The sequence below is a fragment of the Clostridium sp. LBM24168 genome, from assembly GCF_052953915.1.
Genome location: NZ_CP196861.1, coordinates 2,501,557 through 2,513,977 on the forward strand (window position 1 = coordinate 2,501,557; position 12,421 = coordinate 2,513,977).

Genomic DNA, 12,421 nt, shown 5'->3' on the forward strand with positions numbered 1-12,421 from the left:
CACAGAAAGAATGAATACTCACATTAAAACATCAATTCACCTTTTATTATGTCACAAAGGCTCTGCCTTTTACATATCAATGAAGCCCCGCCCTTACTTGCAAATACAACTGCAGGCCTCTCAGCTTTGTTATAATTGCTTGCCATGGAATATCCATAGGCTCCAGTCGTAAATACTGCCAAAATATCCCCTTTTTTAATTTTTGGCAATTCTACATTTTCTATCAATATATCTCCTGATTCACAAAACTTCCCTGCTATTGTAACATCCTCCAAAACATCCGAATGCATCCTGTTAGAAATAGCACATTCATACCTGGCACCATATAGTGCAGGTCTTATATTATCTGCCATACCCCCATCTATAGATACATATTTTCTAATGTTTGGGATTTCCTTTATCGTACCAATTGTATAAAGTGTAGTACCTGCATTCCCAATTATTGACCTGCCAGGTTCAATTATCAGACAAGGAAGATTTATATTAAGCTCCCTGGCCTTTTCTTCTGCCTGATTTAATATAATTGAACAAAACTCCTCTATAGGTTTTGGCTGGTCACCTTCGACATAATATATTCCAAATCCGCCACCGAGATCAAGCTCCTCAATGTCAATCTTAAATTTACTTTGTATTTTATTTATCAAAGACATCATTATATTAACTTCATCACAATAAGGCTTAACTTCAAAAATTTGTGATCCTATATGAGAATGAAAACCTGAAAGATTTATATTGGGAAGCTTCAATGCCATTTCAACCGCTTCTTCAACTTTATTATCTATAATGCTAAAACCAAATTTAGAATCTATCTGACCTGTCTTTATGTATTCATGGGTATGTGCTTCTATACCTGGTGTAACTCTAAGTAATATATTCTGAATTCTATTTTCCTTCTCTGCAATAGAATTTATATTTTTCATTTCATCTATGTTATCTACTACAAACTTTCCTACCCCTAATCTAACTGCCATCTTAATTTCATCCATTGTCTTGTTGTTTCCATGAAAATAAATTTTGTTCATGGGGAATTTACTTTTATATGCAGTATATAATTCTCCACCTGACACTACATCAAGGCAAAGCCCTTCATCATTTATAAGCTGACACATGGCAAGAGTCAAAAAAGCTTTTCCTGCATATGCAACCTTATTTATTCCCTTGTCCGCTTTAAAAGCAGTATAATATCTTCTACATTTATTCCTAACTAATTCTTCATCAATAACATAAAGTGGAGTTCCAAACTTTTTTGCCAGATCAACTGTATCCAATCCATCAATGTATAAAGTATTGTTTTTGACCTCCATATTGTCAAATAATTTCACGAAAGTTTCCTCCTAAAAAATCTATTAATTAAAGATTAAATTCCTCAGCTACAATTTTAACTGTTCTAAGTTTATCTTCATGCTTTATGGCACAGGTCACCCTTATTTCAGATGTAGTTATCATTTTAACCTGTATATTGTTTTCACGAAATAACTTAAACATTCTGGCAGCTACTCCAGAGGTAGTCTTCATGCCTATACCCACTATGGAAAATTTAGTTATATCCTCGTCTATATCAACTTGACTTTTTATATCACAATGGTCTTTCAAAATATTCAAGCATTCATTTAAATCTACCTTTGGTATTGTAAATGATATATTTATTTTATTATCTATAGGTGCAGACTGACTTATCATGTCTATGTTAATCTTCTTACTTGCTATACTTTCAAATAAATTAGCTATTAAATTTATATTTCCATCTATATTTTTCACTGTTACAGCTATATCTTCATCGCTAGTTGCAACTCCTGTTACAGGCTTGTTTTCCATATTCATATTACTTTCCCCCTTTATAATGGTTCCTTTTATCTTACTATTACTTAATCCAACATATATAGGTATACTATACTTTTGACCGAGTTCTATGGATCTGGGATGCATTATCTGGGCACCAAGACTTGAGAGTTCCAGCATTTCTTCATAATCTATTTCATATAGTTTTTTTGCATCTTTATATTCTCTTGGATCTACGCTGTATATCCCATCAACATCAGTGTAAATCTCACAAATTCCATCCAATTTTACAGCTATGGCTACTGCTGTGGTATCAGATCCGCCTCTTCCAAGAGTAGTTATATCACCTTTATCGTTAATACCCTGAAATCCAGCTACAATTACTATTTTCCCTTGATCCAATTTCTCTTTAATCCTATCTTTATTAATATCTTCTATAAGTGATTTTCCATACTGTCCACTGGTCTTTATTCCTATCTGATATCCAGTATAACTTACAGCATCCTGTCCCAATGCCTTAATTGCCATAGCAAGCAGTGCAGCAGATCTGATCTCTCCGGTGGACAGCAATGCATCCAATTCCCTTTTATCGGGATTTTCCGTAATCTGATTTGCAAGATCTATAAGTTCATCTGTAGTATCTCCCATTGCCGATACTACAACTACAATACTATCTCCTGCTTTCTTTCTGTCTATTACAGTTAGGGCTATATCTTTAATTTTTTTTACTGTACTTACAGAACTTCCTCCGTATTTTTGAACAACAATTGCCACAATATCACTCCTTAAAACTTTATAAAATAAATGCAGCAAAGGAACACCTTTACTGCAAAAATATGCAATGCTGTGTGTACCTTTGTAGCTCTCCACTAAATCTATTAGAACTCAGTGACAGGTTTGCATATATTATATGCAAATCCAAAAGACAGTTTCGCCAAACCATCTTCTTCGGCTGTAATTCCTTTTTTTGAATCTAAACACCTGCCAGCTAAACCCAAATACTCTTAATTACAGCACCTCTACCCTAGGTAGGACAATTTTTAAATTGTCCTAAGTTTAACACAAATATCTACACATTTCAACTGAAAATTTATAAGAAAATCTACAAATTATAGAATTCTTCAAAGGAGCTTAGAGAATACAAATAATCATTCACTCCTCCAAGTTCTCTTATAGAGTGCATGGATAATATGGCAATCCCCATATCAAGCGACATCATATTTACATGACTCGATGATATAGGTCCTATAGTTGAACCTCCCCTTTCATCTGAACGATTTACAAATACCTGCACTGGAACACATGCTCTGTGACATATCTCTTTGTACACGGCACTTGATACACTATCCGTAGTATAACTCTGACTGGCATTTATCTTTATGATCGGTCCTCTATTTATTATAGGCCTGTTTACTGGGTCAGATTTTTCCTGATAATTTGGATGAAGTGCATGCCCTAGGTCAGATGATATTATAAAGGATTTAGATATACCCCTGTAGAATTCCTCTTTACTCTTCCCTAAGTTAAATGCTATACGTTCTAAAATAGACAGAAGCATAGGCGAATTGGCCCCTTGTTTAGTTGTGCTCCCAACCTCCTCATTGTCAAAACACACCATTACATTTGTACTATTCTTAACCTTAGAATTAGAAATTGCCTTTATGCCTGAATATACCATACTTAAATCGTCAAGTCTTCCTGATGATATAAATTCATCATTTGCACCTACTATTTTTCCCTTTTCAAATTCATATAAAAAGAGGTCAAAATCCAATATTTGCTCTGAATCAACGGATAGTTCATCTGATATTATTCCTGTCAGATAATTTTGGTCACTGACAGCAGTATCTGCAAGAGCCAGTAAAGGAAGCAAATGTTTTTGACTGTTTAATTTTATTCCAAGATTTACATCTCTGTTCATATGTATTGCAAGATTTGGTATCACCATTAGCGGTCTTTTAACATTTATAAATCTTATACAAGGACGTAAAGGGTCTTTTCCCTTTAATACAACTCTACCTGCCATTGAGAGAGGTCTATCCATCCATGTATTCAATATAGGTCCACCGTATACTTCTGTATTTAACTTTACATAAGATTTTTCAACTTCTATATCTGCATTAGGCTTTATTCTAAAGCCAGGTGAATCAGTATGTGCAGCTACTATCCTAAATCCGTCATCTTCAACTTCACCATTTCCCAGGATAAAAGCAACAAGTGCGGATTGATTTTTTGTCATGAAATACTTTCCACCTTTTTCAAGTTTCCAGGAATCTCCTTCGAACAATTCAACAAATCCACATTTTTCAAGCAAAACGGCAGCATTTTTTGTTGCATGAAAAGATGTTGGACTTTCATAAATGTACTCTATTAATTCATTTGCCTCTTTAATTTTATATTCTCCATCTTCCATTGTCTATAAATTATCCTCCTATTGAAATAAGTTAACCTAATCGTACCCTAAAACCTTTGGTTGAAGCTACTTTTCTACCTATCATAACTATTTTTCCCGTTATACAGTTGACACAATGCTCTGGGGTATCTCCCGTGCAGATCTTTCCAGGATAAAGTGCATATAATTTTCTATATATTCCTTCCGTTACATTTGGCATAACTACATTTGCCCCGCTTTGGAGAATTATAGCTCTTCCATTTGGATTCAAAGTTTCCATAGCAGTAGTTGCAGGAATATTGATATCTGGCATTATAAGCCTCATTATTGCCACTAGTTTTCGCGCGGTTTCAAAATCTCCACCTCTAGCATTTTTAAGCGGGGTATCCGCATTAGGTATAAATGGTCCGACACCAACCATATCCGCATCTATTTTCTTAAAAAACAATATATCATCAGCAAGGGATTTTATACTTTGTCCAGGAAGTCCTATTAAACATCCAGTACCTACCTCATAGCCAAGTGATTTTAAATCTTTAAGACATCTTTTTCTATTTTCATGACTCATGCCCGGATCCATATCCCTATACAATTCCGGATCTGTAGTTTCTATTCTCAAAAGGTACCTATCTGCCCCTGCCTCTTTATAGGCTTTATATTCTTCAAAACTTTTCTCCCCTATACTTAGAGTTATTGCTACATCCATCTTTTTTATGTTGGATATAATATATTTCATTATATCTACTGTATAGTAATCATCTTCACCAGACTGCATAACAAATGTCTTATATCCATATCCCACAGCTTTTCTGGCTAATTCTATAATTCTATCAGGTTCTATTCTATATCTTTTTATATTTTTATTTGAACGCCTGAGACCACAATACATACAATCTCTCTTACATATATTCGAAAATTCTATGAGACCTCTTAAGTGTACCTGATCCCCGACATATTTTTTTCTGACTCTATCTGCAGTTTCAAAAAGTTCATTGCTATATCTATCATCGAGAAAAAGCCTGACTATATCATCTTTCTGCATATAATGATATCTTTCCGCATATTCTATTACACCAGGCAAATCACTCATAAATATCTAAGTCCTTTCCATAGTATATTATAATTTAAAATATATTCCATACCCTATATACACACAATTCATGAAGAGCTCTCGTAGCCATTATATATTTAAGTTTATCCGCATTTTCACAAATGTCTGAAAAACTGTCTATCATTATTACTGCATCAAATTCCAATCCTTTTGCAAAATAACTTGGAAGTATTACTTCACCTTTAGAATATATTATATCTTCCCTATCAAACACATTTATGTGTATTTTTTCCTTGATAGGGTTAGTTAACATTTCAGTTTCCCTTAATGACCTACATACTACAGCTATACTCTCATATCCTTTTCCTTTAAATTTAGCAATATCTTCTATTATTCCTTCCACAAGCTCATTCATATTATTAACCGAATGCTCTACAACCTTTTCACCATTTCTCACTCCAACTGCAGAATTTTTCACAAGATATCTATCAGCATATTCCATAATTTCATTAGTAGATCTATAACTTGTTGTAAGTGAAAAATATCTTACATCTAAATCTGAAAATATATTATGGAGATTTACCATGGCACACCCATCATCAAAAGGAATAAGCCTTTGATTCACATCTCCTACAATAGTAAATGACTTGCATCCAGTAAGTTCTTTTATAACTTTAAATTCTAGGGTCGAATAATCCTGTGCTTCATCTATTACTATATGCTTTAAATGTTTAACATACCTCAATCCTTCCAGTTTAATCTTCATATAGAGTATAGGTGCCAGATCTTCATATACTATTTTTCTGTTTTTATTATAATCATCGTATATTTGAATTATATCAGGATTTTTAATCCAGTTTAATTTTTCTGTCTTAATTTTTATTACCTCAGCTATTACTTCCCTTATTTTACTTCTTCTCCTAAATTCTAAATCAGTTGTATTATTGTTGAGTTGATCATCACTCATATTTTTCGTCATTTTTTTATAGTTTTCTTGTATCTGTTTTACCCTTTTATCTCTTTCATCCCTTATCCTAGAATATAGAACTCTAACTATCCTTTTGCTTCTTTTAAAAAGAGGCATAGACTTAAAATATACATTCATCATCTCTTCTATTTCAGGTTTTTGGACTATTATCTTATCATAAAATTTTACGTCTTTTGCTTTGAAGTAATTATTCTCCAGATCTGAAATTAAATTGTCAATATCCCTGGCATACTTGGCAGATCTCTTGTATTTAACCTGCCTTCTAAATTCATCTCCATTTGCTAGCACATTCTCCATATAGCCTTTAAAATCCATAATCTCATCCATCTTTATAATTTCAGATGCAAATTCTCTAAATGTAGTTTGTTTTACTTTTTCTTCACCAAGGCTTGGAAGCACCATAGAAATATAATCCATAAATATACTATTAGGTCCAAGTATAAGTACTCTATTCTGGAGCTTCTCTCTATAATTATATAAAAGATATGCAACTCTATGAAGTGCTATCGTTGTTTTACCACTACCTGCAACTCCATTTACTATCACAGCTCCATCCCTAGGTTGTCTTATAAGTTCATCTTGTTCCTTCTGTATAGTCATTACTACATCTTTCAACTTCTCATCTGTATTTTTGCTCAAAATAAATTGAAGTATTTCATCTTTTACATTTAAACTTGAATCAAACATTCCATCAAGCTTACCATCTTTTATAATAAACTGCCTTTTTGCAAGAATATTTGCTTTCTCTTTGCCTTCAGGAGCATTATAGTATGTTTCCCCAAGCTTGCCCTGATAAAAAAGGGAACTAACAGGAGATCTCCAGTCTACTACTATTGGCTCATATTCTTCTTCATCGGTAACACCAAATCTCCCTATATATATCTTTACTTTGCCATATTTATCTTCGAAGTAGACCTTTCCAAAATAAGGTGATTTTTTTAATATCGCAAGTTCTCTAAGCCTTTTTTCTATTAATTTAAATTGTTCTTCTTTCACATAAAGCTCATGGTTAAAATAATCTATCTGTTTATCTTCATCATCTCTATATTCTTCTATATTTTTTTCCCTGTATTTCAATATAAAACTTACTACATCTTTTCTATCATCTACAAGGTCTAAAATCTGATCATTTATCTCATCTATTACTTTATTTAATTTGTCTTTTTCTTTGTTCAGTTCAATCTGTTTTCTAAGTTCCCTCTCCAATTCTTCGTTTCTCATAATACTATCTCCCAAATTTTTTAAATATTTGTGGACTTATTTCTTTCTTCTTCATACTGATGTATTATATCCATAAATTCATCACCCATAAGAGTTTCTTTCTCTACAAGAGTATTTGATATTCTATTCAAAAGCTCCATATTGTCCAAAAGTATTTTTTTAGAATTTTCATGGCATTTTTTTATTATATTTAAAGTTTCATTGTCAATAATGGCTGCAGTTTCTGCACTGCAGTTTTGAACTGGTCTCCCATCTAAATATCTATTTTGCATGGATTCCAATCCCATCATGTCAAATCTGTCAGTCATACCATACATAGTAACCATACTTCTTGCCATTTGGGTTGCTCGTTCAATATCATTGGCAGCTCCTGTAGATATGCTATTAAATTTCACCTCTTCAGCAGATCTCCCGCCCAGCATAACACATATCTGATCCATCATTTCTTCTTTTGTATTTAAATATTTTTCTTCTTGGGGAAGCTGCATAGTATAGCCAAGAGCCCCCATAGTTCTTGGAACTATAGTTATCTTGTGAACCGGATCCGTATGTTTTAGCAATGCTGCTATCAGTGCATGGCCTACTTCATGATATGCGACCTGCTTCTTTTCTTCTGGAGATAGTATTCTATCCTTTTTTTCTTTACCTGCTATAATCACTTCTACTGCATCTTCCAGATCTTCCTGTTCTACAAATTCACGCCTATTTTTAACAGCTCTCAGTGCTGCTTCATTTATTATATTGGCAAGATCCGCTCCTACAGCTCCCGGGGTAGACTTAGCTATAGAATTTAAATCCACATGTGGCGAAACCTTAACACCTTTTATATGAACTTTAAGTATGTCTTCTCTACCTTTTAAATCAGGTCTATCAACTATTACCCTCCTGTCAAACCTCCCAGGTCTTAAAAGAGCTTTATCCAAAACTTCAGGTCTGTTTGTAGCTGCAAGTATAACTACTCCTTTTGAAGAATCGAATCCGTCCATTTCTGCTAAAAGTTGATTTAATGTCTGTTCTCTTTCATCATTCCCAGATATATTTCCATCTCTACTCTTTCCTATAGCATCTATTTCGTCAATAAATACTATACATGGGGCCTTCTCCTGTGCTTGTTTGAACAAATCTCTCACTCTGGCAGCACCCATTCCTACAAACATCTCTACAAATGCAGAACCTGATATTGAAAAAAATGGTACACCAGCTTCTCCAGCCACTGCCTTTGCAAGAAGTGTCTTGCCTGTTCCTGGAGGTCCAACAAGCAATGCACCTTTAGGGAGTCTTGCCCCTATCTTAACATATTTTTGAGAGTTATGTAAAAAATCAACAATCTCAACTAGTGATTCCTTAGCCTCTTCCTGTCCTGCCACATCCCTAAAATTCACTCCTGTTTCATTTTCTGCATATATCTTCGCAGTATTTTTACCGAATGACATTACTCCACTTCCCATTTTCTTGTCCAGCCGCCCCATTATCAGTCTTCCGACAAGCATAAATATCATAATTGGAAGTATCCATCCGGTAATAAAATTTTTCATAGCAGTATTCTCCTGCGGAACGCCTCCATATTTAACTTTTGCATTATCCAGCTTTTTAATTAAATCAGGATCATCAATTTTCTCTGTATATAAAACTTTACCTCCACTTTGATTTTTAGGAATAATAATCAATTTATCCTTACTTATCTGTACTTCTGAAATCTTATTCTCATTAATATAATTTACAAAATCGCTATATTGTATATGATCAGATTTTATACTACTTAAATAATCATTCAATACAAACACAATTATGGCTACAATGAGAGCATAGTAAATACCATATTTCATCTTGTTGCCATTGAACTTCTTATTATTGAACATATATGACCTCCACTTTACTTCATCTATACTTATATTATAACAATAAATAATCCCTTTCCTAAACAATATTAATAAAATTTTTGTATTATTTTAGTTAATAATAAATGAAATAAAAAATCTCCGACAGCTCTTAAATTCATACTACTGTCAGAGATTTTATTTTCAAAAAATTATCCTTCACTATTTAGCTAATTCATATATGGCATGTGCATACATTTTTGCATTCTTAATTACATGATCAACCTTTATATACTCATTTGCATTATGGATAGTCTCAGGTTCTCCCTGTATCATCGGTCCAAAAGCAACCATATTTGGCATATCCTTTGCATAAGTACCTCCTCCAATTGCAAGGAGGTCAGCTTTCCTACCCGTCTGTTCCTCATACACTTTTTTCAGAATCTTAATAAGAGGATGACTTTCAGGAAAAAACAACGGTTTTTGATGTACCATATTTTCAATTCTAAAGTTAAGTCCAGATATTTTATTTTTAAATGGCTCCATCATATCCTCATATTTACAAGTTACAGGATATCTCAGGTTGAGAGCAAATGATATTTTATTCTCTGATGCATTAACTGCGCCTACATTAAAAGTAAGTTTTCCAGACTCTCTGTCTTCAAGATAAACTCCAAAAGACTTCCCATCAGTCTCAAAACCTATATATTCATTGAAAAAATCTATCGTATCTTTTATATCTGATCGTTCAATTTTTAAATTTCCGAGTAACTCAAACATCTGTACTACTGCATTTTTGCCTAACTCCGGAGTACTGCCATGAGCAGCAAGACCTTCAACATTAATCAAAATTAAACCATCTTTTAACTGTATTTCTGTATTAAAATTATTTTTTTCTGATAAATCTTCTATGACCTTTACAATTAAATTTGGGTTTTTAGCTGCTAAGGCCGCTTCACAATGATTTGGAACTACATTTGCCCTTTCTCCACCCTTTATATACTTTACAACTACATCTCCAGCAGATTTTACTTTAATATCTTTTACTAAATCAAAAGTAGTTATACCTTTTTCTGCATAGATAATCGGATATTCTCCATCTGGAGTAAATCCTAAAATAGGAGCTTTTTCCCTATCTTTATAATATTCAATTTCAGAGCAACCATTTTCTTCATTTGTACCAAATATAATTCTGACTTTTTTAGAAAGTGGAAGATTCAAATCTTTTATTACCTTTAAAGAATAGAGTGCTGTTATAATTGGCCCCTTATCATCCATAGTTCCCCTTCCGTATATTTTACCATCATGAATTTCTGCACCATAAGGCGGGAAGATCCATCCCTTTCCTTCAGGGACCACGTCAAGATGACCCAAAACTGCAACATAATCTTCTTCCTGCCCATATTCAGCATAACCTACATATCCATCAAGATTTACAGTTTTAAACCCCATACTTTTAGCAATATCCAATGCCTTCTGAAGAGCATTTCCAACACCTTCACCAAATGGCATTCCAGGTTTTGCTTCATCTGTAACGCTCCTTATTCTAACAACTTCTTGAATGGATTTTATTATATCATCCTTGATCTCATCAACTCTTCTATCTATTTTCATAAATGGCCCTCCTTTTAATAAGCTCTGCCCCAGTAGACAAGCTTCTTGGCTTTTCTACCACAGCATACACATGTACCTGAAACCTCTTCCTGATCAAATGGCATACACCTCGAAGTAGCACCAATTTCTTCCCTTATTTTATCTTCACATGCCCTATCTCCACACCACATGGCCTTTACAAATCCGGTCTTGTTCTCTACTATATCATTGAATTGATCCATATCTAAAGCTGTATGTGTCTTGCTTTCAACAGATTTTCTAGCACTTTCAAGCATATTATTGTGGATGTCATTTAAAAGTTCAGGTATTTTCTGCTCAATTTCATTCATTGGAACAAATATTTTTTCTCCTGTATCCCTTCTTGCAAGTACAACTTGATTCTTTTCAATATCTTTAGGACCAACTTCCAGGCGTATAGGTACTCCTTTCATCTCATACTCACTGAACTTCCAACCCGGCATCTTGTCGCTGTCATCCAACTTTACTCTGGCAATTTCAGAAATTTTTTCTTTCAATTCATCTGCCTTTTCAAGTACTCCTTCCTTATGCTGTGCAACAGGGACAATAACTACCTGTATCGGAGCTATTCTAGGTGGAAGTACAAGTCCATTGTCATCTCCATGTACCATTATAATTGCACCAATCAAACGCGTTGTAATTCCCCATGAGGTCTGGTAAACATATTGAAGTTTTCCTTCCCTGTCCGAATACTGCATATCAAAGGATTTAGCAAAATTCTGTCCAAGAAAATGGGATGTACCTGCCTGAAGTGCCTTTCCATCATGCATTAAAGCTTCTATAGTATAAGTCGCTTCTCCGCCTGCAAATTTTTCTTTTTCCGTTTTCTGTCCTTTAAGCACAGGTATGGCAAGCATATTTTCACAGAGCTCTGCATATATATTCAACATTCTTATAGTTTCACTTTCAGCTTCTTCTTTTGTCTCATGTATGGTATGGCCCTCCTGCCACAAAAACTCGGTCGTTCTCAAGAATGGGCGGGTAGTTTTCTCCCATCTCACTACAGAACACCACTGGTTATATAATTTTGGAAGATCCTTATATGATTGAACTATCTTTGCATAATGTTCACAAAATAAAGTTTCTGAAGTAGGCCTTACACACAATTTCTCAGTTAGTTCTTCTTCACCTCCATGTGTAACCCATGCCACTTCTGGCGCAAAACCTTCAACATGGTCTTTTTCCTTCTGAAGAAGACTCTCTGGTATAAATATTGGCATATACACATTCTCATGTCCTGTTTCTTTGAATCTTTTATCCAGATATTTTTGTATGCTCTCCCACATTGCATATGCATAAGGCCTTATTATCATACACCCTTTTACACTGGAATAGTCAGCCAATTCCGCTTTTTTCACTATATCAGTATACCATTGTGCAAAATCCTCATCTCTTGATGTTATTTCCTTTACCATCTTTTTTGATTTTGACATTACCAAATTCCTCCTGTCTCATAATAAATAAAAAACCTCAATCCCACTAAAGGGACCGAGGTTATATCGGCGGTGCCACCCTGAATTAACACATTTATATAGTTAAAT

At 34.0% G+C, this 12,421-nt stretch carries 8 protein-coding genes, 1 riboswitch and 1 other annotated feature (1 of these 10 cut by a window edge); all 8 genes read right to left on the reverse strand.

Features of this window, described 5'->3' with window-relative positions; genetic code table 11:
- Window positions 1-23 precede the first annotated feature (23 nt).
- Window positions 24-1,322: a diaminopimelate decarboxylase gene (gene lysA / locus ACSVC9_RS12400; protein WP_446897779.1), complete on the reverse strand. Its 1,299-nt coding sequence runs from the start codon at window positions 1,320-1,322 to the stop codon at window positions 24-26.
- A gap of 28 nt (window positions 1,323-1,350) precedes the next feature.
- The gene (locus ACSVC9_RS12405; protein WP_446897780.1) at window positions 1,351-2,553 is read right to left on the reverse strand and encodes an aspartate kinase; all 1,203 of its coding nucleotides are present in this window, start codon (window positions 2,551-2,553) and stop codon (window positions 1,351-1,353) included.
- 77 nt (window positions 2,554-2,630) lie between these two features.
- A riboswitch (Lysine riboswitch) is annotated at window positions 2,631-2,809 on the reverse strand.
- A gap of 72 nt (window positions 2,810-2,881) precedes the next feature.
- Complete coding sequence (locus ACSVC9_RS12410) at window positions 2,882-4,192, reverse strand: M18 family aminopeptidase (protein WP_446897781.1); 1,311 nt, start codon at window positions 4,190-4,192, stop codon at window positions 2,882-2,884.
- 31 nt (window positions 4,193-4,223) lie between these two features.
- Window positions 4,224-5,261, reverse strand: coding sequence for a [FeFe] hydrogenase H-cluster radical SAM maturase HydE (gene hydE / locus ACSVC9_RS12415; RefSeq protein ID WP_446897782.1), 1,038 nt, complete (start codon window positions 5,259-5,261; stop codon window positions 4,224-4,226).
- 34 nt (window positions 5,262-5,295) lie between these two features.
- Entirely contained in the window at window positions 5,296-7,431 is a 2,136-nt protein-coding gene (locus ACSVC9_RS12420; RefSeq protein WP_446897783.1) for a HelD family protein, read from the reverse strand.
- A 20-nt stretch (window positions 7,432-7,451) separates the two neighbouring features.
- A complete protein-coding gene (ftsH, locus tag ACSVC9_RS12425) occupies window positions 7,452-9,290 on the reverse strand; it encodes an ATP-dependent zinc metalloprotease FtsH (protein ID WP_446897784.1) in 1,839 nt (612 codons plus the stop codon).
- Window positions 9,291-9,470: 180 nt separating this feature from the next.
- Window positions 9,471-10,862 (reverse strand): dipeptidase PepV, encoded by a 1,392-nt coding sequence (gene pepV / locus ACSVC9_RS12430; protein WP_446897785.1) that lies wholly within the window; start codon window positions 10,860-10,862, stop codon window positions 9,471-9,473.
- A 14-nt stretch (window positions 10,863-10,876) separates the two neighbouring features.
- The gene (gene proS, locus ACSVC9_RS12435) at window positions 10,877-12,313 is read right to left on the reverse strand and encodes a proline--tRNA ligase (RefSeq protein WP_446897786.1); all 1,437 of its coding nucleotides are present in this window, start codon (window positions 12,311-12,313) and stop codon (window positions 10,877-10,879) included.
- Window positions 12,314-12,360: 47 nt separating this feature from the next.
- Window positions 12,361-12,421 (reverse strand) — a binding site (T-box leader); it runs 153 nt beyond the window's last position.

What these genes read in the sequence shown, in the direction of transcription:
- ACSVC9_RS12420 (WP_446897783.1), bottom strand. Translation starts at nt 7,431, where the DNA reads ATGAGAAACGAAGAATTGGAGAGGGAACTTAGAAAACAGATTGAACTG.
- pepV (WP_446897785.1), bottom strand. Translation starts at nt 10,862, where the DNA reads ATGAAAATAGATAGAAGAGTTGATGAGATCAAGGATGATATAATAAAA.
- proS (WP_446897786.1), bottom strand. Translation starts at nt 12,313, where the DNA reads ATGTCAAAATCAAAAAAGATGGTAAAGGAAATAACATCAAGAGATGAG.
- ftsH (WP_446897784.1), bottom strand. Translation starts at nt 9,290, where the DNA reads ATGTTCAATAATAAGAAGTTCAATGGCAACAAGATGAAATATGGTATT.
- ACSVC9_RS12410 (WP_446897781.1), bottom strand. Translation starts at nt 4,192, where the DNA reads ATGGAAGATGGAGAATATAAAATTAAAGAGGCAAATGAATTAATAGAG.
- hydE (WP_446897782.1), bottom strand. Translation starts at nt 5,261, where the DNA reads ATGAGTGATTTGCCTGGTGTAATAGAATATGCGGAAAGATATCATTAT.